Consider the following 19992-nt stretch of genomic DNA (forward strand, 5'->3'; position numbering starts at 1 on the left):
CCCACATGAAACGGAGAGTAAAATGACCATCAAATAAAATTTCACATTATCAAACTGGTATTCATTTAATTACTAAAGGAAGTAGATAAGTAATGCTTAAAAAAGTATTCCTATGGGTAGGAATTTTACAACTACTCATTATTATATTCACACTGTTTATGTATAAAAAATTAGAGCTTCTATCTTATATTAACGTTGCTTTTGTTATAGGCTCTATTTTTTTGCTTATTTCTTTAACTCTTTTTGTTATAAAAGGACGTTTTTTTGATGTTGTATTTTTTAGTTTCCAGAATATTTTTAGCCGTATGGAAGACAAGGATAGAAGCCCATTATCTAAGTTAGTTCCCCAAAACTATTCAGCACTATTTATAGCAAGCATCGTCACCATTATTATCATGCTAGCTGCTCTACTACTACAAACTAGCTAATATACCAAACAAGGCAGCCATTCAAAATGACTGCCTTGTTGTTTTATTTATTATATTCAGTTTTATAGTTTTTAAATTCTTCTTCTGAGCAATATACGAAATGGCCTGGTGAAACCTCACGCATCGCTACTTCGTCACTTTCCTTATACTGATGTATTCTCGGATCATATGATTCTCTAGTACGAGAACGCTCATACTCAGGATCCGGAAGTGGGATAGCTGAGAGTAAGGATTTCGTATAAGGATGCAGTGGATTACGATATAAATCTTCCGCTGGAGCCAACTCTACTAATTTCCCAAAATACATAACTCCAATTCGATCACTTATATATTTCACCATCGATAAATCATGCGCAATAAATAAGTAAGTCAGTTGCTTCTCATGTTGAAGTTTTTTGAGTAAGTTAACTACTTGTGCTTGAATAGATACGTCTAATGCAGAAATCGGCTCATCGGCAATGATAAATTCAGGCTCAACCGCTAATGCTCTGGCTATGCCAATTCGCTGTCTTTGTCCGCCAGAGAATTCATGCGGGAATCGAGTAGCATGTTCTCGATTCAAACCTACTGTTTCTAAGAGTTCATACACTTTCTCCATACGTTCTCCGGTAGTTTTAGCAAGCCCATGTATATCGATACCTTCTGCAATAATATCAGATACTTTCATTCTTGGATTAAGTGAAGCATATGGATCTTGGAAAATCATTTGCATCTTTCTATTAAATTGCTTTAAATCTTCTTTGGATTTTTTACCATGAACGTTCGTTCCTTTATATAATACTTCACCATCTGTTGCATTATATAGACGAATCATCGTTCTACCAGTAGTAGATTTACCACAACCTGACTCTCCTACTAAGCCTAGTGTCTCACCTTTATATATATCAAAAGAAATATCATCTACCGCTCGTACTTCTTTTGCCTTTCCTTCATTAAAATATTGCTTTAAATTCTTTACTTCAATTAACTTTTCCGCCACATCATTTCCCCCCGTCTGACGAACTAGTTTGGTTATTGTGAAACTTATCCCATCTTTCTTTCACAGCTAGTGGGGGCTCCACTTTAGGCGCGTTAGAATGCAACAACCAAGTCGCAGCAAAATGCGTATCTGATATTTTAAACATTGGCGGTTCTTCTTCTAAATCGATTTTCATAGCATATTTATTTCGAGGAGCAAATGCATCCCCTTTTGGTGGATGAAGTAAATCTGGTGGGGTTCCAGGTATAACAAATAACTCTTCATCTTTCGTATCTAGACTTGGCATAGAACTAATTAATCCCCATGTATATGGATGTTGTGGATTATAAAAAATCTCATCCACGGTACCCACTTCTACAATTTTTCCACCATACATAACAGCAACACGGTCAGCAACATTTGCTACTACACCTAAATCATGCGTAATAAAGATAATAGAAGTTTCGATTTGCTTTTGTAAATCTTTCATTAGATCCAAGATTTGTCCTTGAATAGTTACATCTAAAGCTGTAGTCGGTTCATCCGCAATTAAAATCTTCGGTGCACAAGCAAGTGCAATAGCGATAACGACACGTTGTCGCATCCCTCCTGAAAACTGATGAGGATATTGTTTAATACGGATATCCGGTTTAGGAATCCCTACTAAATCTAAAAGTTCGATTGCTTTCTCTCTCGCAGCCGATTTACTTAAGTTACGATGTTTTATTAACGGCTCCATAATCTGCTTACCAATTGTCATCGTTGGATTCAGAGATGTCATTGGATCTTGGAAAATCATCGAGATATCTTTCCCACGTATTTTCTGCATCTCTTTTTCCGATGCACTAATAAGATTTTGGTTATTAAAGTTAATTTCACCAGACTTTATTTCTGCATTACTGGTAAGTAATTTCATGATTGATTTCGTTGTCACTGATTTACCAGAACCAGATTCACCAACAATTGCGAGTGTCTCTCCTTCATTTAATTCAAAATTAACACCTCTAATTGCTTGTACTTCACCGGCAAATGTATGAAACGAAATATTCAAATCTTTCACTTCTAATATTTTTTTCAAGTTCCGTCACCTCAGTTATTAATCGCGCATTTTTGGATCAAATGCGTCACGTAGTCCGTCACCTATTAAATTACACGTGATTAAAATAATACAAATTACAATACACGGAATAACCATTAAATGCGGTAAGAATTGGAAAGTTTTATACCCATCTTCAATTAATGTCCCTAACGATGCTTGTGGCGCTTGTAGACCGATTCCAATAAAGCTTAAAAATGCTTCAAAGAAAATAGCACTAGGAATAGTAAACATTGTATTGATAATGATTATACCTGATAGATTCGGTAATAAATGTTTAAATAATAACCTTCCATTCTTCGCCCCTAATGTACGGGAAGCAAGTATAAATTCCTGGTCTTTTAATTTCAGTACCTGTCCCCTAACGACCCTGGCCATACCTATCCAACCGGTAATTACCATTGCTAATGTAATCGATAGAATACCTGGTTCTAAAATTAGTAGCATCAATATAACAACGATAAGATTGGGAATTCCTGACATTACTTCTAATATTCGTTGCATATAATTATCTACTCTACCGCCTTTAAATCCTGACACAAGTCCATAAATTACACCGAAAGCCATGTCAATCGCAGCAGCTAATAATGCAATGTACAGAGATACTCTCGTTCCTAACCAAGTACGTGTAAATAAGTCTCGACCAAGACTATCTGTACCAAACCAATAATATTCCTCTATATTTAAATCCTCATATTTATTTGTCTCAACTCCACCAATAACCTGATTTCCATCAAATATTCCGAAATCTTCTAAAACAGGTACTCTTGGAGGTAAATTAGATTTCGACACATCTTGTGTAGTGCCATCATAAGGGGATAAATATGGACCTATAATAGCCATCAACACGATGAAACCTAAAAAGATAACGCTGATTACCGCGCCTTTATTTTTTCGAACTCTAAGCCATGCATCTTTCATAAAAGAAAGCTGAGGCTTCTCTATTTTTTCATTATTTTCATTGTCTCTTGGAGCGGGCTCAAATTGACTTTTTGGTATTTCTGTCATATTACTCATGATTTATCCCCTCCAGTCAATCGAATTCTCGGATCAATTATTCCATATAATATATCAATAATAAGAATAATTACCGTTAATAAGAAAGCAAAAAATAACGTTGTTCCCATAATAATTGGAAAATCATTTGTTTGAATCGATTTTACAAATTGCTCTCCGATACCTGGAATAGCAAATATTTGCTCAACAACCATTGAACCTGTCATCAAGCTAACAGCCATAGGACCTAATACGGTCACTAAAGGAATTAACGCATTTCGAACAGCATGTTTCATAGAAACTTCCATTCTAGAGTTTCCTTTAGCTTTTGCTAGGGTAATATAATCAGAACCAAAAACTTCGATTAGTTCTGTCCGCATGAATCTGGCGGCGGTTGCGATTGGGAATATTGCCAAAGCAATCGTAGGCATAATAGATGAGGCAAAACCATTCCATGAAGCTACCGGTAATAACTCTAGTTGTACTCCAATTACATACTGCATTAGTGCTGCTAGCACAAATGAAGGGATGGACTTACCAAGTACGGATAAAAAGGTACTTCCATAATCTATCCATGTATTTTGGAACATTGCAGCAAGTACACCTAGTAATATACCGACGATGGTCCCAATCAACATTGCTTGAAACCCTAATTGTAGTGAAGGACCGATACGATTTGCTAGCAAATCTGTTACTGGTTGATTATCAAACTGAAAAGAAACCCCTAGATCTCCTTTAGCTAGATTGGTCATATAGTTAAAGTATTGCACAGGGATTGGCTCGTCCAATCCATATTTTTCATTTAATATTTCACGTTGTTCAATAGATAACTTCTCTTCATTCTGAAAGGGCGTACCAGGTAAAAACTTCATCATAAAGAATGTCACAGAAGCTATGATAAACAACGTAATAATTAAGTATATAATACGTTTACCGATGTACTTCAACATCCTGTTTCCTCCTAATAACTCATAAATAAAAAAATTCTAATAAATACCGGAAATGGGAAAGAGAGTATTTTTTCAAATACTCTCTCTCACTATTTAAGAATTATTTGTTAATTTATATTATTTTTCGATTGTTACATTTTTCAATGTATAATCTGGTCCAAATAAATGCTCTTCTAATCCCTTAACATATGGCTTAATTAGAACTACTCTACCACGTTGGTAAACAGGAGCAATAACTGTATCTTCTTGAACTAATAGTTTTTCGGCTTCTAACATTGCTTCCCAACGTTTCTCAGGATCGTTTGCATATTTCACTTTAGCATCATCAATTAATTGATCATACTCTTCACTAGAGTAACCAGTGTTATTATTTGTACCATCAGTTACATATAAATCAAGGAAAGTCATTGGATCAAGGTAATCTGGTCCCCAACCGTGCATAACGATGTCATAGTCTTGATCAGTAGTAGTCTGTAAGCGAACTTTGAAAGGAACGTTTGTTAGTTTAATAGATAGACCTTCTAAGTTAGTCTCTAATTGATTTTGAAAATATTCAGATGTTGTTTTTGCATTTTCAGTATCATCACTTAGAAAATCAAGTTGAAGCTCTTCAACACCTAGCTCTTCTAACCCTTTTTCCCAATATTCTTTTGCTTGTTCTGGGTCATAAGAAATTAGATCTCCACTTTCTTCTCTAAAATCTTGATCAGTTTCAGGATTCTTAGCTAATCCTTCTGGAACATAACCATCAGATGGTACTGAACCATTTGCCAATACTGTCTCTGTAAATGACTCTTTATCAAATGCCATTGCTAAGGCTTTACGGATATTTTCATTAGCTAAAGGAGTTTCTTCTCCTCCACGTTCTTGGTTAAATTTAAGATACCACGAACTACCTTCTTTAAAAGTAGATGCATTTTCATCGTCTTTATACTGTCTAGCATACTCGGAACTTAAAGCAGCTGTACGATCAGCTTCATCAGTATTAAATAAGTTTACAGCTGTACTTGGTTCTTTCGAAACTTGAACATTTACTTCATCTAAACTTACATTTTCGTTATCCCAATATTGGTCATTCTTTACATACTTCCATGTTAAGCCTGAACCATTCCACTCCGTTAACTCAAATGGACCATTTGCTAACATATTTTCACTGTTTGTACCGAAGTCACTACCTTTTTCTTCTACAAATTCTTCATTTAAAGGTAGATACGTTCCAAATGCGAGAAGTGAATTTAAGTACTCAACAGGCTGTTCTAATGTTACTTCTAATGTATAATCTTCTTTAGCTTCAACGCTTAACTCTTCTGGATCTTTTTCACCATTCATAACTTCTGTTGCATTTTCAATAATTCCTGAAAACATATAAGCATATTCAGATCCTGTATCTGGATCGATTGCTCTTCTCCATGCATATACGAAATCATGCGCAGTTACTGGGTCACCATTCGACCATTTTGCATCTTCACGTAATTTGAATGTATATACTTTTCCATCTTCACTTATTTCTGGTTCACCATCTGCAATTGCAGGAATTGGTGTATCGTTTTCGTCCAAAACATATAGACCTTCCATCGTTTGTCCAAAAACAATAAAACTAGCAGCATCAGTTGCTAACGCTGGATCACCTGTAGGAATCTCAGCAGTTTCTATCATATTAAAAACTTGTTTATCAGAAGAATCAGTACTGCCACTGCCACCACTTGAACCTTCTGAATCACTACCACCGCAGGCAGCTAGTACAAGTGCTGTTACTAGTAAAATGACAGCAATGTAAAAATGTTGTGACTTTTTCATGTAGACCCCCACCTTTTTTTTAGTACTTTTCCAATTATACAACTATTGTTTTAATTGTAAATACGAACAAATGTCCGTTTATTTTATAATTATCTCACTTTTCCATACCTAAATTTTACAAATATTTACTTTTAATATTTTAAATTTAAACTTGTAATCCGCTCTACATCTGCTTTTGAAATTTTTCGGAAAATTACTACCATTTAAATACCAATTGTTAATATTTGGGTTGTTTTCCTAAAAAAATAAGCGGAAGTTTAAATTTTCAGTTAAAATTAACTATTACAAAATACATGTTTTTGTAATCTAAAAAAGCTTGCAAAGGATGGATTATCCTCTACAAGCTCTAGTAGATATTTTGTATTTAAGAAGAATGCTGTTGTAACTCTTTCATTTTCTTCACCTTAAATGGTGCATAAATAAGAACTCCAATTAAAACAAGTCCTAAATAACCAATTAATGGATAGAAGAAAGCTACAAGTTCTGTAAATCCTACAAAACTACATGCGAATCCTGCTAAGATAACAATGATATAAAAATTCTTAAATTTCTTTGTACCAACATCAGCGAATCGAGCACCGAATGAATAGAACATACTTAACGCTGTATTGAATATCATAGCGAATATAACAATTGCCATAATAAACCCTAAAATTGGAGAGATATCGTTTACAATACCAAGCATAGGCATGTCCATGCTTCCTACCTCTTCAATTTTAGAGAATATTGCTAAGTGGCTAAATACGATTAGAATACCTAATCCAAGTCCACCTACCAAACCACCAAGTGCTGCAGTTCTTGAGTCTTTTTCAGCTCCACCCATTACTAGTGCCATTGATGCCCCTACTGCAGTATTAAAGGAAGCATAGTTAATACCAGCGATAAACCAGTTTGGTAATGATGATGTGTGTTGTTGTGCAACGTTATCTAATGCAGATATAGACCCATCGAATGTAAAGAAACTATAAATGGAGATCAGTATAACAAATAAAATTAAGAATGGTGTAATACTACCAATTATAGATACTACTCTATCAATATTTACCATCCCACATATAATAACTAAAACTGTCATTAAAATAGTCCCTACAATCGCAGGTACCCCAAACTGTTGATTTAGGTTTGATCCTGCACCCGCCAGCATAACGACACCTACACCAAAGAGTGTAAAGATAAGAATGTAGTCGATAATGAGCCCAATCCACTTTCCACTAATTCGATATATCACATCTTTATGTGAATTTGTTTTCATCACACTTCCTAACCACACAAGCGCAAATCCAATATACGCAAATAAAGCGGTTGCAATTACGGCCCCAATAGTTCCCATGAGACCAAAACTAGTAAAATACTGTAACACTTCTTGGCCTGAAGCAAATCCTGCACCTACGATTACGCCGATAAAAGCGCTTCCAATCAGTAGAATTTTTTTCATGATGTATATCCTCCCAACTTGTGTCATTATATACTATATCACCTTAAATATGAAATATATTTGTGTATATACTAAAATAGACAGATACATATTTGTTTATTTGTTTAAAATTGATGGAGGAAAATGATGAATTTAAATATAGATATACTTCATAAACGCTTAAATGATATCGTCACTTCACCAAATCAATTAGCCGACAACATTGCTGATCTATTCGAGTGTCCGATTACGATAGAAGATTCTAATCACCATGTTATTTCATATAGTCAGCATAAAGATGACATCGATCAGGTACGTATTTCTACGATTATAAATAGGAAAGTACCGGATAAAGTTATTAATGCTTTTTGGAAAAAAGGTTACATGCCTAAACTAATTGATAGTGACGACCCTGTCGTGATTCCAGAAATACAAGAAGTAGGACTTGGAAATAGAATTGCTATCTCTGTTAGAAAACAAAATGAAATACTGGGATTTATCTGGGCACATACATCCGATAAAACCTTCACGGAAGCAGAAATATCCCTCTTTAAAGAAGCTGCCACCTATGTTAAAAAATATTTTTTGAAAAATCGTCAGCACAATCGAAAATCCGAAGAAGGTTATCGCGATTTCTTCTGGCAACTTCTGCGCGGGGATCTACAAAACACGGATGATATCAATCGGCAAGCAAAACAATATAACATCCAATTACAAGATGATAAAACGATTGTTGTTATTCGTTTCTCGGATGAAGTGAATGAACAAATGGAAAAACATGCGTATTATTTATCCGAGTCCCAAGTGAAAGTTAATGTTATTACACGCCTATTTGATGATAATGATTTCATTATGCTAGTAGGATTACCGACGCAGTCTGATTCAAAACAATCATTATATGAATTTATTCAACAATTCATCCACCGTATTGGAGAGCAACTAAATCTAAACAATGTATTAGGTGCTGGAGGGTTACGTTACGAACAACCGCAATTGATTGGACAATCCTATCAACAAGCGAAAAACGTATTAAAACTCCAACAACTAATACCAGAAAGAATAAATGATATCCTTTTATATGAAGATTTAGGAGTATTACAGTTTATTGATATGCTTGCAGAAACTAGAAAAGATGAACATTATTACAATCCTTACATGGAAAGACTGCGTTCTTATGATAAGCGACATCAAACTTCTTTATTAGAAACATTAGATATTTATTTGCAATGCGATAGTAATGTATATCGTGCTGCAAAGAAGCTATTTGTTCATCCGAATACGATGAATTATCGATTGAAACGGATTAAAGAAGTAAGTGGAATTGACCTGAAAAACGCGAACCAAAAAACAAACATTTATCTCGATCTGCTTATCGATAGCATTCAGAAAACATGATTTGTGTATTTGCACAAATCATGTTTTTTTATTTTATATTTTTAAATGATGAAACCGCTTCACGAAAGCTGTACGATAAGGGTAGAAATTGATAAAGGAGTTGTTTATAAATGATTATTGGTGTTCCTAAGGAAATTAAAAACAACGAGAATCGTGTTGCAATGACACCTGCTGGGGTCGTTCATTTAATAAATGCTGGTCACACTGTACAGATTGAGAAAGGTGCAGGACTAGGAAGTAATTTTACAGATGCAGAATACAAAGAAGCTGGTGCAGAACTTATCGATAGCGCTGCTAGTGTGTGGGAAAATGCAGATATGATTATGAAGGTAAAAGAACCGCTTTCTTCTGAATACAAATACTTCCGTAAAGGTCTTGTTTTATTCACTTATCTTCACCTTGCTGCTGCTCCAGAGTTAACAAAAGCATTAGTTGACAGTGAAGTAACTGCAATTGCTTATGAAACAATTACAGTAAATGGTACATTACCACTATTAACTCCAATGAGTGAAGTAGCAGGACGTATGGCTACACAAATCGGTGCACAGTATTTAGAGAAATCAGAGGGCGGAAAAGGTATCCTTCTTGGTGGGATTCCAGGAGTAAGCCGCGGTAAAGTAACTGTAATCGGTGGTGGAGTTGTTGGTACACACGCTGCTAAAATTGCTCTAGGTCTTGGAGCAGAAGTAACGATTATTGACTTAAATCCTGTACGTCTTCGTCAATTAGACGATATCTTTGGTTCAAGCATTCAGACATTAATGTCTAATCCGTACAACATTGCAGAAGCTGTAAAAGATTCTGATCTAGTTATTGGTTCTGTATTAATTCCAGGACGCAAAGCTCCAAAACTAGTTACAGATGAAATGATTCAATCTATGCAACCAGGATCTGTTCTTGTAGACGTTGCAATCGACCAAGGTGGTAACTTCGAAACTGTAGATCACCCGACTACACATGATGAGCCAATCTATGTAAAACATGATGTACTTCATTATGCGGTCGCAAACATCCCTGGTGCAGTACCACGTACAGCTACTGTTGGTTTGACAAATGTAACAGTACCATATGCGGTACAAATCGCTTCAAAAGGTGCAGTAAAAGCTATTCAAGACAACCCGGCAATCCTTTCTGGTGTAAACGTAATGAACGGTAAAGTAACTTACGAAGCAGTTGCTGCTGATCTTGGGTACGACTTTGTTTCACCTGAAGATGCAATCAAAAACACAGAATTAGTTTAATTTTATCCTTTAGAAAGAAGGATGAAATTAAACTAAGCATATTCATTATTTCATCTTTACCGAACTTTTTAACACATCCATTTTCAAGTACCCTTCCTGCTATAAGCTTAGAAGGGTACTTTTATTCTAAATGACGCAATTATGGTATAACCACCTTCAACCAATTATATTTTCCAGCCACCTAAGGAGGAATCACAATGATCCAAGGAAGTTATCGTGAAACATGGACAGAAGTATCTTTAGATGCCATCTATCATAATGTAACAGCATTTAAAAATCATATCGATCATCATACAAAGCTAATGGCAGTTGTAAAAGCTGATGGATACGGGCACGGTGCTGTAGAGGTTGCACAAGAGTCTTTAAAAGCTGGTGCGGATTATTTGGCTGTTGCAATCTTAGACGAAGCTATCCAACTAAGAGATTCAGGAATTGATACTCCGCTACTTGTTCTAGGATACACTCACCCCGATGGTTTAAGAACAGCAATCGAGCAACAGATTTCACTCACTGTTTTCACAAAAGAAGGTGCAGAACAAGTGAAAATAGCTGCTGAGTCTCTACAAATGACAGCCCGTGTACACCTTAAAATCGAATCTGGCATGAATCGTATTGGCATTGCTACGAAAGAAGAAGCTGTCGATGTAGCAAAAACACTTCATTCTTCTTTTGTCATACTTGAGGGTGCATTTACTCATTTTGCGGATGCGGACAATACAGATCCCGCGTATACAGAGATGCAGTTTCACCGTTTTAATCAGATTATTTCTTATTTAAGAACCTATTGCCATATTCCTATCGTCCATTGCTGTAATACAGCTGGGACAATTGCTTATCCAGATATGCATTTAGATATGGTTCGTGTTGGTATCGGCTTGTATGGATTATATCCAGAAACACACTTGAAAGAATTGATAGATTTAAAACAAGCAATGAGTTTAAAGACAAAACCTGTTTATGTTAAAACGGTTGATAAGGACACAGCAATTAGTTATGGTCTTACCTTTACGACAGAGCGTAAAAGCGTCATTGCAACAATGCCAATTGGTTATGCAGATGGATTTTCTCGTCTACTTTCTAACCGTGGAAATGTTGTCATAAATGGTGAACATGCTCCTATCGTCGGAAGAATTTGCATGGATCAATCTATGATAGATGTTACTGACATAGTGGAGGATGTTAGTCTAAATGATGTAATTACTATTTTTGGTGAACCTTCAGAAGGGTATATCGCGATGGAAGAAGTAGCCAATCTAATGGGGACGATACATTATGAAACAGCATGCCTAATTGGAAAGCGTGTTCCACGTATATATATGAGCCACAATGAAGTGGTCAATTATAGGGGATTAATGAAGAAAGAAATTGTTACGTCCTAGTTTCTAGGTACACAATATATTTTAAGATAGGCGGGTACTCCTTAGTATCGTTTCAGCCCGTGCTATTCCCACTGGAGTCTCCGCCTTTTCTTGCATTTTTATCCATTGCATTTTTTAACCACCAGGCATCATTCATAGTTATTTGTCATTGACAATACCATAACAGTATAAATCATGGAAAGTACCATCTTTATAAATATGGTCTTTTTGTGTTCCCTCGTAAGTCATTCCACACTTTTTCATCACCCTACCTGACGCTGGGTTGATTTTAAGATGGTATGCAAATACGCGATGGAAATTCTTTTCCGCAAAGTGCATGTTCAAAAAGGAGGATGGAAAGGATCGAGAAAATCGAGGCGGCGTAGCTTTGAGTACCGGAACGTATGCAGTTAATACGTGAGGAATGGAAAAGCAAGCTAACGAAGAAATTCGATGTGTCATTTTCACCGGACTTTTTGAACAACCTCTTCAATGCAAATTGAATCATCGCTTTACTTGCTTCTGTAACAAAGCCTCTGCCCCAAAATTCTTCCCCTAGCCAATAAGCAATTTCTCCATTTTGATGGTTTTTACGATTAGAAAGAGATATAGAACCGTAAAGTTCTCCACTATCTTTATCTGTGATGGCAAATTGGTAAAGCGTATCTTCTTTTCTATTAATTTCATGACTCGAGATCCATTCTTTTGCATTTTCTAACGTGTATGGATAAGGAATATGTAACGTTGTTTTGTATATGTTGTAGTTATCGCAGAGATTCGTGACATCTTCTGCGTCCTCTAATGTAAATGGTCGTAATGTTAATCGTTCTGTCTCTATAATTTTTGAAGCTAATGTCATGCCTACCCTTCCCCCCTTTAGTTTTCAGTATAATAAAAAAATAAAAGGTAGGCTAGTGTTAATGAAAACTACACGTTTGTTAATTAGTTGACTTAACCAATAATGTGCACCATCGAATATATTCATTACTCCATGTATAATAAACACCGCGATTATAAAGTACATCCATACACGCTTGATATCCCCTCACTATCTATAGGACTTTTTTAATCTTATTATAATTACTTGAATACATATCATTTATCACCTATATAAAAATCGCAGGTAAAATACAGTATTCTTCCCAGGCGAATTGCGATTGTATTTTACCTGCAATAAATATCTTGTTTTCTATCTATTCCATTACGTTCCCTTCAGCAGGAATTGGATTTTCTTTTAATAATTTCGCAATGTGAATAGTGTTATAAGCAAGCATCTTCACATGATTTTGTGTAAATTCATTTTCTTTCCCATTGGCTTCCATGAATGATGGACCTGGTCCTGCTTCTCCTACCCAGTAGGTATCGACATTTGGCGGAATGAGAAATCCGATATGAGATAATCCATAAATAAGGGATGTTGCAGCGTTTTTTGCACCGTCTTCATTTCCTGTAACAACAACACCACCGACTTTATTATAATAAATCGATTGTCCTTTTTCATTGGTCAACCCACTTCCACCATAAAGCCGCTCCATCGTAACGGTTGCAAGACTACTCTTCTCACCTAACCAAATCGGCGTACCAATAATAACAATATCAGCTTCTTTTACCTTTTTTAAGATTGTCGGCCATTCATCTTCACCACCTAAATCATCACTTATCCCAACAGGAATATTGTAATCCGCTACTCGTACCGTTTCGCTAACTACTCCCTCATTTTCATAAATACGTTCCACTTCTCCATATAAAGCATCTGTATTTGAATCCTCATTACTTGTTTTCAAAGAAGTATTTAAAAATAATGCTTTTAGTTTTGCCATACTTATCTCTCCTTTCTAAGTCTGTACCCGTAAATGGAGAATATAAATCAAAGTTTCTGCCACGATAAAAGCAGATATTTTTTATTTCTAGTTGCATCCTTCTATAATAGAAAAGATGAAGTGGAGGAAAAAAGATGTTACAAAAACAATTCCGCCAAAGAATTGGTTTATCCGAAAATGAAGAAGTTACTTTTAATAAACTTGAAGATATATTGATAAAAACAGCAACAACCATTCCATTTGAAAACCTATGTGTGATTCATGCGACAACGAAAAACATTACTAAACAAAATTTAGTCGATAAAATATTAATACAAAACGAAGGTGGTCTTTGTTATGAATTAAACTCTATTCTGTACTACTTTTTATTGGAAAATGAATTTGATGTTTCTTTAATACGTGGCGTCATCTATGACAATAACGCACAAGATTGGGGACCCATGGGAAAAACACATATTGCTATACTCTTGAAATATGATGGAGCCATCTATCTTGTCGATACCGGATTTGGTGGGAATCTTCCACTCAAGCCAGTACCAATAACCGGGGAAACAATTCAATCATTTAATGGAGAATTCCGGGTCATAAAACAAGATACACCACACGGAAACTTTCTTCTTCAATTAAAACTTAAATATAAAGACGCTGATTGGAAGACCGGCTATGCTTTTGACTCTAACTATATAGTTCAACATATTTCGGAATTAAATAAAATCCAAGAAACCATTATAGAACACCCACAATCTCCATTTAATAAAAGATCTTTAGCTACTAAGCTTCAATATGATGGAAGTATTACCTTGACAGAGAATTCACTTACAATTTGGAAAAACGGAGATGAAACAAAAGAATCTCTTCCACCACATTCATTTAAACAGCTATATATAAAACATTTTCAATAATATATTTTTGGTGTGCAAAACTGTCTCTTTAGTTGGGTACACCATTTTTATTTAAAAATTTTCGGAAATTTGTATTGATTTAATACAATAATGTGGTATTGTTAATATATCAAAAAGATATATCTAATTGATATAAAGAAAGGTTGTACTAAAAATGAAAATGTATAACGATACTGCTTATGTAATTTTAGGTATCTTAACAACGGAATGTACATCAGGGTATGATATTAAAAAGCTAATTGATCAGAGTCTGAATCATTTTTGGAAGATTAGCTATGGACAGATTTATCCAACGTTAAAGTTACTAGTGGAGGAAGAACTAGCGGAAGTTGCTCCATCTTTAGAAAGCGGAAAAAAAGACAAAAACGAATATTCACTAACTGAAAAAGGGGTAAACACACTAAAATCATGGTTAGAAGAACCTGTTCAACAATTACCCGTGGAAAAAAACGAAATTTTACTTAAATTATTTTTTGGAAACCATCAATCAAATAAAGCGAGCATTCGTCTTATTGAAGATTACAGGACAAAATTACAAACACGTTATCAAACCTACGTAGCAATTGAAACATCCATTAAAGAACATGACTCAGCTTCCAAAGACGCGAAGTATTGGTTATACACGTTAGATTATGGAAAGAGAACAACGAAAGCTGCCATGGATTGGTGTGCAGCAACTATCAAAAATATCCCAAAAGGAGAGGAAATGTATGAGTAAAACGATTTATACGGGTGGATATACAACGGAAAACTCCGAAGAAATAGTAGTGTTTATTATAGGAATGCGAATTAACAAGTGTCTTGCTATCCATAAATGGCTTCCTGTATTTCTAGCAATGCCGCGGATGATTAAAGAATTATATACGCAAAAAGACTCGCTTGGCTTTATTTCAATGGAAAGCTACTTTGGCCTAAGGACGACGGCAATGATTCAATATTGGAACTCAATAGAAGAGTTACATGCTTATGCAAGAAAAGACAAACATCTAACGGCATGGAGAAACTTTAATAAAAAAGTTGCCAACAATGATGCTGTCGGTATTTATCACGAAACATACCAATTAAAAAAAGGTGAGTACGAAGCAATTTACAGAAATATGCCTCATTACGGGCTAGGAAAAGCACTCACACACACTCCCATTACCCCTAAGGCTAATTCTTCGCGTAAGAGATTGGCCTAAAACATTCTACAACAGAATTGTTTTCTAATACAGTGTCACTTTATTAATAAATTTCTACGTTATGAAATGCTTATACTATGATTTTAATTCATATAAAAGAGGCATGCTGAACGCTGTGCCTCTTTTATAAACTCACCATTAACTATGACATTATCCATAAATTAATTAATTTTTAATAACTTCTCCTGCAGTACCAGCCTTCATTACTTGACCTGCTAGCTGATATCCTAAAATTCTTTCCAACTTCTTAGACGTATTTATTAATTTTTGAAGGTTGATAGAATGTTCTATAGGAATTTCCATTTCCATAAACATATGGACAATATCCTCCAAACATACGTTACCTGTAGCTCCTGGAGCAAATGGACAGCCACCTATCCCTCCCAGAGATGCATCAAAATGCCTTACCCCCGCCTTATATCCCGCAAGCAAATTCACTAATCCCATCCCTCTTGTATTATGGAGATGTAAACTAAGTTGCACGTGTGGAAAAACTTCTTTCAACGTTGTAATATAATGACGAATTTTTTTTGGATTCGCCATTCCAGTTGTGTCTGCTAAAGTAACCTTATCTATACCATTATTGATAAGTTGTTCCATTATTGAATAAACCTTACTAACATTGTATTTGCCTTCAAACGGACAACCAAATGTTGTTCCTAAACTTACATTCAGAACTGTTTGTGGCGAATTTATCAGTTTTTGTATCGAATAGACTTCTTCTAGTGACTCTCTAACTGTATGATTTACATTTTTTCTATTGTGAGTTTCACTTATTGATAATACAAAATTGATTTCATCTACACCTGATTCCAATGCGTTTTCTGCACCTTTGACGTTCGGCACTAAAGCCGCTACGGTAATTTCTTCATTCTTCAAATTCCCTACAACCTCTTTGGCATCTTTTAATTGAGGTATAGATTTTGAAGATACAAATGAAGTCGCCTCTATTCGCTTTATTCCAGCATTAAATATCCCCTGTAGAATTAATAGTTTATCCTCTGTTTCAATCCAATCCTTTTCCATTTGAAACCCATCTCGTCCGGTAACGTCGGTCAAATATACTTCAGAATCGTCCACATAGATACCCCTCTCTAACAATAATTAGAAACTGAAAAATTCATAGATTCTAGTATATATTCCAGCAAGTCTCCCTAAAGCATCTAAATTCTTTTGATCTATTTTAAAGTTATCTTTGTATAAGCTGTCATCTATAAAATAATTAACAATTTTACCAATGACTAAGGAATCTGTTCCCAGTTCAATAATTCAATCTAACTCTAACTCAAAAGATATTGGATATTTTATTACTCTTCCTAAGCTAAGTTTATTTCTTCAAGTTCCTCTTCATTCTCATTTGATTTTGAAATAATAAATGAACCAATTACTGCTATTAAAAAGTTCACTCCTAATCCAATAACTCCACCATGTACCCCAAACACTGTGCTGTTTCCAGTTAGTGTAAGAGTACCTGCAATTACTGCTCCGACCAACATACCCCAGAATACAGGTGTTGACGCCATCCTCTTCCAATATAGACCTAATACAAAGGCAGGAAATACTTGAACTAGTAGCTCAAATTTTAATATGAATATTTGATATAATGTTCCAGGAGGGTTCCAAGCAATCATTAATAAAAGAAACACTACAATTATCCCAACAATTTTTCCAACAAGAACTTTTCTCTTTTCGGGTGCATCCGGTCGTATAAATCTACCATATACGTCATTTGAAATTACAGATGAAAAACTTAATAATACAGAGTCCGCTGTAGAAATAATCGCTGCAACGATTGCTCCGAAAAAGATAATCATTACCCAATAAAATAAACCATTAATAGAGGCAATTTGGTTGGCTAGCATTCCTACAATCTGTTCGGATTGGCCATTGGATAAATCAGGAATTAAAGTAATACCCAAAATCCCAATGATAAGGACTAATCCTGTTGTAATTGGAGGCATCCAAGCCATTCTTGCAAAAGACCGTTTTAACGTTCTTTCGCTTTCAGCTGAATATATACGTTGTACCGCATGGGGATATATTGCTGCACCAAAACCTACTAATAAAAGCATGCTCAACCAATTTATTGAGGTCATAAGTTCAGGTACACCAACTTTAACAGGATCTACCTCAGCAATACGTTGAGTAATACTAGCCATATCTCCTCCGGCCAGGTAAAATGCTCCTCCCACAAATATAATTACTCCAAACATTAACACTACACCTTGCATGACATCTGTAAACGCTACTGCTTTCATTCCACCTAACCATTCATAAATCAGCATTACAAGCACAAAAAAAACTACTGCCCATTGATATGGGATCGTTCCGCCTGTTATGCCAGAAACAGCTTGACCAATAGCTACTAATTGCTCTAATAGGTAATTACCTAACCCCCATAACATCAGAAATATCGCAAGTAAGGTTACTTTATTTGATTTAAAACGATATCTAATCCAATCCGTTGGAGTTACAAAATTTCTTTTTTTGGAGATTACATATAATCGTGGCGCAAACAATAAATATACTCCAATAATAATAGTCATAAAAGAAATGGATTGCAGCCAAACAAATCCTGATCTATATGCAGTAGGAGCATAACCAACAATTGTATTCCCACTATACTGTGTTGCATAAAGTGTGAAGAAAAGAGCTATGAAACCTAGATTCTTGCCGGCCAAATAATAATTACTTAAACTATCTTGAAGATTTTTGTTCCCTCGTCCAGAATAATAACCAATGAGGAGCATGATTAAAGCATATAAAGCTAAAATAATAACTCCATCTACTCCAGCAAAAACTAAATCATTCATTCTTCTCCCCCTTTGTCACTCTCCTCTTCATCTTCAACGATGTTCCATTGGTGAATACACAACCAACTTAGGTAAGCACATAATAGTAGAGAAAAAATAACAATGATAAATGCCCAGTACGGTATTCCCAAGATTAAAGGCTTGTATGAACCAACCGAAAAATACCATGGAACATTTCCTAGTAGAATGATTACCATTACAATCCATATCCATTTTTTTCTTATCGGTTCTTTTACGTTTTTTTCACTCAAATTCACCACCCCTTTTTGTAAGCGATTACATAATTTGCATTTAAATCACTTTATTGCTTTTATAGATACTTAACTGGTCATCATCGTAATTTAATAACCTTTGATATATGTCTTCATTGTCTTTACCCACTGTCTCTGCACCTACTTTTCTAACTTCGCCCGGTGTCCTGCTTAATTTCGGAACTACTCCAGGCATTGGGAATTTACCTAATTTCGGATGATTTTTTTCAATAATCATCTCCCTTTCTTTATAATGAGGATCCTTTACAATATCTTCTATAGAATAAATTAATCCGGAGGGTACACCATACTCATGTAATAATTCTAAAATAACTTTTGATTCGTTCTCTTTTGTCCATTTTTCAATGATGCTGTCTAATTCATGCTGGTTTTCCCCTCTAGCTATATGTGAATTAAATTTTGGATGGTCACATAGAGAAGAATTTCCCATCGCCTTACAGAGACGCTTAAATACTGAATCCGAATTTGCACCAATTACAATATAAGTCTCATCTTTTGTATAATATATATTGGAAGGTGCTACATTTGGTAGAATATTCCCCATACGTTCTCTAACATAGTTTGCCAAAAGATAATCGGGGACCAAACTTTCCATTACCGAAAAAACAGATTCGTATATTGCCGTGTCTACGATTTGCCCTCTCCCAGAAGTATGCCTTTCATTTAAAGCAGTAAGTATTCCAATAGTTGCAAATAAAGCAGCCAAAGTATCCCCAATAGATATCCCGATTCTAGAAGGCGGTCTATCTGGAAATCCAGTTACATAACGGATTCCTCCCATAGCTTCTCCGACACTACCAAAACCGGCTCTATCTTTATATGGTCCAGTTTGACCGTATCCAGATGTTCTTGCCATTATAATTCTAGGATTTATTTGAGATAGCTCTTCATATGATAAATTCCACTTTTCCATCGTTCCCGGCCTGAAATTCTCAATAATGATGTCTGACTCTTGAACAAGTTCTTTAAAGATCTTTTGTCCTTCTGTTACTCGTAGATTTAAAGTTATCGACTTTTTATTCCTAGACTGAATAGGCCACCAAAGCCCCACATCTTCTTTTTTTCCTCCCCAATCTCTTAAGGGATCCACTTTATCTGGAGCTTCGATTTTTATAACTTCAGCTCCAAAATCTCCTAATAATCTCCCAGAAAAAGGTCCTGCTAAAAGCGTACCTAATTCCAAAACACGTATACCCTTTAATGGCAGATGCTCATCCATTAATTTATTCCTCCTAATCGTTGTAATTTTTTAATAATTTTGATTTGAATTAAAATTACATTATTGTATACAATTAGTCAACAGTACTTTAGTTCTATTTTATAAATAGCTTACATATCAACATTTTTATTTGTGGCAATATCAATTATTGT

20 protein-coding genes are annotated in these 19992 nt (G+C 35.2%); 7 read left to right on the top strand and 13 right to left on the bottom strand.

Annotated elements, in window-relative coordinates; all coding sequences use genetic code 11:
- The first annotated feature begins 92 nt into the window (after positions 1–92).
- The gene (locus tag C794_RS17425; RefSeq protein WP_017798458.1) at positions 93–428 is read left to right on the top strand and encodes a DUF3899 domain-containing protein; all 336 of its coding nucleotides are present in this window, start codon (positions 93–95) and stop codon (positions 426–428) included.
- Between the two features lie 43 nt (positions 429–471).
- Here C794_RS17425 and C794_RS17430 read toward each other — a convergent pair whose 3' ends face one another.
- From C794_RS17430 to C794_RS17455, 6 genes are all read right to left on the bottom strand, one after another.
- Positions 472–1407: an ABC transporter ATP-binding protein gene (locus C794_RS17430; RefSeq protein ID WP_017798459.1), complete on the bottom strand. Its 936-nt coding sequence runs from the start codon at positions 1405–1407 to the stop codon at positions 472–474.
- Between the two features lies 1 nt (position 1408).
- Positions 1409–2464, bottom strand: a complete 1056-nt coding sequence (locus C794_RS17435; protein WP_017798460.1) for an ABC transporter ATP-binding protein — start codon at positions 2462–2464, stop codon at positions 1409–1411.
- Between the two features lie 18 nt (positions 2465–2482).
- Entirely contained in the window at positions 2483–3499 is a 1017-nt protein-coding gene (opp3C, locus tag C794_RS17440) for an oligopeptide ABC transporter permease (protein ID WP_017798461.1), read from the bottom strand.
- Positions 3496–4428, bottom strand: a complete 933-nt coding sequence (gene opp3b, locus C794_RS17445; RefSeq protein WP_017798462.1) for an oligopeptide ABC transporter permease — start codon at positions 4426–4428, stop codon at positions 3496–3498. Before opp3b ends, opp3C begins: the two co-directional genes overlap by 4 nt.
- Before the next feature lie 117 nt (positions 4429–4545).
- Positions 4546–6225: a peptide ABC transporter substrate-binding protein gene (locus C794_RS17450; RefSeq protein WP_017798463.1), complete on the bottom strand. Its 1680-nt coding sequence runs from the start codon at positions 6223–6225 to the stop codon at positions 4546–4548.
- A gap of 364 nt (positions 6226–6589) precedes the next feature.
- Positions 6590–7660 (bottom strand): YkvI family membrane protein, encoded by a 1071-nt coding sequence (locus tag C794_RS17455; protein ID WP_017798464.1) that lies wholly within the window; start codon positions 7658–7660, stop codon positions 6590–6592.
- Between the two features lie 126 nt (positions 7661–7786).
- Between C794_RS17455 and C794_RS17460 the strand changes: the two genes are divergently transcribed.
- The 3 genes from C794_RS17460 to alr all read left to right on the top strand — a co-directional run bounded on the left by C794_RS17460 (position 7787) and on the right by alr (position 11654).
- Positions 7787–9034 carry a PucR family transcriptional regulator gene (locus tag C794_RS17460; RefSeq protein WP_017798465.1) on the top strand — a complete coding sequence of 416 codons (1248 nt, stop codon included), beginning with the start codon at positions 7787–7789 and terminating at the stop codon, positions 9032–9034.
- Positions 9035–9144: 110 nt separating this feature from the next.
- Positions 9145–10275, top strand: a complete 1131-nt coding sequence (gene ald, locus C794_RS17465; RefSeq protein ID WP_017798466.1) for an alanine dehydrogenase — start codon at positions 9145–9147, stop codon at positions 10273–10275.
- A 197-nt stretch (positions 10276–10472) separates the two neighbouring features.
- Positions 10473–11654: an alanine racemase gene (gene alr, locus C794_RS17470; RefSeq protein WP_017798467.1), complete on the top strand. Its 1182-nt coding sequence runs from the start codon at positions 10473–10475 to the stop codon at positions 11652–11654.
- Positions 11655–11792: 138 nt separating this feature from the next.
- Here the strand turns inward: alr and C794_RS21305 are convergent, their stop codons facing one another.
- The 3 genes from C794_RS21305 to C794_RS17485 all read right to left on the bottom strand — a co-directional run bounded on the left by C794_RS21305 (position 11793) and on the right by C794_RS17485 (position 13453).
- Entirely contained in the window at positions 11793–11972 is a 180-nt protein-coding gene (locus tag C794_RS21305) for a GNAT family N-acetyltransferase (protein ID WP_338112031.1), read from the bottom strand.
- On the bottom strand, positions 11923–12492 hold the full coding sequence (locus C794_RS19985; protein ID WP_017798469.1) for a GNAT family N-acetyltransferase: 570 nt from the start codon (positions 12490–12492) through the stop codon (positions 11923–11925). Before C794_RS19985 ends, C794_RS21305 begins: the two co-directional genes overlap by 50 nt.
- A 334-nt stretch (positions 12493–12826) precedes the next feature.
- The gene (locus C794_RS17485; protein WP_017798470.1) at positions 12827–13453 is read right to left on the bottom strand and encodes a flavodoxin family protein; all 627 of its coding nucleotides are present in this window, start codon (positions 13451–13453) and stop codon (positions 12827–12829) included.
- Positions 13454–13587: 134 nt separating this feature from the next.
- Here C794_RS17485 and C794_RS17490 point away from each other — a divergent pair, with 134 nt between their 5' ends.
- The 3 genes from C794_RS17490 (at position 13588) to C794_RS17500 (ending at position 15536) form a co-directional block, all read left to right on the top strand.
- Positions 13588–14355 carry an arylamine N-acetyltransferase family protein gene (locus C794_RS17490; RefSeq protein WP_017798471.1) on the top strand — a complete coding sequence of 256 codons (768 nt, stop codon included), beginning with the start codon at positions 13588–13590 and terminating at the stop codon, positions 14353–14355.
- 154 nt (positions 14356–14509) lie between these two features.
- On the top strand, positions 14510–15073 hold the full coding sequence (locus tag C794_RS17495; protein ID WP_017798472.1) for a PadR family transcriptional regulator: 564 nt from the start codon (positions 14510–14512) through the stop codon (positions 15071–15073).
- Positions 15066–15536, top strand: coding sequence for a DUF4188 domain-containing protein (locus C794_RS17500; protein WP_017798473.1), 471 nt, complete (start codon positions 15066–15068; stop codon positions 15534–15536). Before C794_RS17495 ends, C794_RS17500 begins: the two co-directional genes overlap by 8 nt.
- Positions 15537–15701: 165 nt before the next feature.
- Here C794_RS17500 and C794_RS17505 read toward each other — a convergent pair whose 3' ends face one another.
- The 4 genes from C794_RS17505 to C794_RS17520 form a co-directional block, all read right to left on the bottom strand.
- Positions 15702–16616, bottom strand: a complete 915-nt coding sequence (locus C794_RS17505) for a hydroxymethylglutaryl-CoA lyase (protein WP_017798474.1) — start codon at positions 16614–16616, stop codon at positions 15702–15704.
- 236 nt (positions 16617–16852) lie between these two features.
- Complete coding sequence (locus C794_RS17510; RefSeq protein WP_017798475.1) at positions 16853–18349, bottom strand: sodium:solute symporter family protein; 1497 nt, start codon at positions 18347–18349, stop codon at positions 16853–16855.
- Positions 18346–18600: a hypothetical protein gene (locus C794_RS17515; RefSeq protein ID WP_017798476.1), complete on the bottom strand. Its 255-nt coding sequence runs from the start codon at positions 18598–18600 to the stop codon at positions 18346–18348. Before C794_RS17515 ends, C794_RS17510 begins: the two co-directional genes overlap by 4 nt.
- A gap of 40 nt (positions 18601–18640) precedes the next feature.
- Positions 18641–19840: a CaiB/BaiF CoA transferase family protein gene (locus tag C794_RS17520; RefSeq protein ID WP_017798477.1), complete on the bottom strand. Its 1200-nt coding sequence runs from the start codon at positions 19838–19840 to the stop codon at positions 18641–18643.
- Positions 19841–19992: the final 152 nt, after the last annotated feature.

Origin of the sequence: Oceanobacillus kimchii X50 (assembly GCF_000340475.1) — a bacterium.
Taxonomy (GTDB): domain Bacteria; phylum Bacillota; class Bacilli; order Bacillales; family Amphibacillaceae; genus Oceanobacillus; species Oceanobacillus kimchii.

Coding starts and splice junctions, on each gene's coding strand:
- C794_RS17425 (WP_017798458.1), top strand. CDS start 93: ATGCTTAAAAAAGTATTCCTATGGGTAGGAATTTTACAACTACTCATT.
- opp3C (WP_017798461.1), bottom strand. CDS start 3,499: ATGAGTAATATGACAGAAATACCAAAAAGTCAATTTGAGCCCGCTCCA.
- opp3b (WP_017798462.1), bottom strand. CDS start 4,428: ATGTTGAAGTACATCGGTAAACGTATTATATACTTAATTATTACGTTG.
- C794_RS17450 (WP_017798463.1), bottom strand. CDS start 6,225: ATGAAAAAGTCACAACATTTTTACATTGCTGTCATTTTACTAGTAACA.
- C794_RS17455 (WP_017798464.1), bottom strand. CDS start 7,660: ATGAAAAAAATTCTACTGATTGGAAGCGCTTTTATCGGCGTAATCGTA.
- C794_RS17460 (WP_017798465.1), top strand. CDS start 7,787: ATGAATTTAAATATAGATATACTTCATAAACGCTTAAATGATATCGTC.
- ald (WP_017798466.1), top strand. CDS start 9,145: ATGATTATTGGTGTTCCTAAGGAAATTAAAAACAACGAGAATCGTGTT.
- alr (WP_017798467.1), top strand. CDS start 10,473: ATGATCCAAGGAAGTTATCGTGAAACATGGACAGAAGTATCTTTAGAT.
- C794_RS21305 (WP_338112031.1), bottom strand. CDS start 11,972: ATGCACTTTGCGGAAAAGAATTTCCATCGCGTATTTGCATACCATCTT.
- C794_RS19985 (WP_017798469.1), bottom strand. CDS start 12,492: ATGACATTAGCTTCAAAAATTATAGAGACAGAACGATTAACATTACGA.
- C794_RS17485 (WP_017798470.1), bottom strand. CDS start 13,453: ATGGCAAAACTAAAAGCATTATTTTTAAATACTTCTTTGAAAACAAGT.
- C794_RS17490 (WP_017798471.1), top strand. CDS start 13,588: ATGTTACAAAAACAATTCCGCCAAAGAATTGGTTTATCCGAAAATGAA.
- C794_RS17495 (WP_017798472.1), top strand. CDS start 14,510: ATGAAAATGTATAACGATACTGCTTATGTAATTTTAGGTATCTTAACA.
- C794_RS17500 (WP_017798473.1), top strand. CDS start 15,066: ATGAGTAAAACGATTTATACGGGTGGATATACAACGGAAAACTCCGAA.
- C794_RS17510 (WP_017798475.1), bottom strand. CDS start 18,349: ATGAATGATTTAGTTTTTGCTGGAGTAGATGGAGTTATTATTTTAGCT.
- C794_RS17520 (WP_017798477.1), bottom strand. CDS start 19,840: ATGGATGAGCATCTGCCATTAAAGGGTATACGTGTTTTGGAATTAGGT.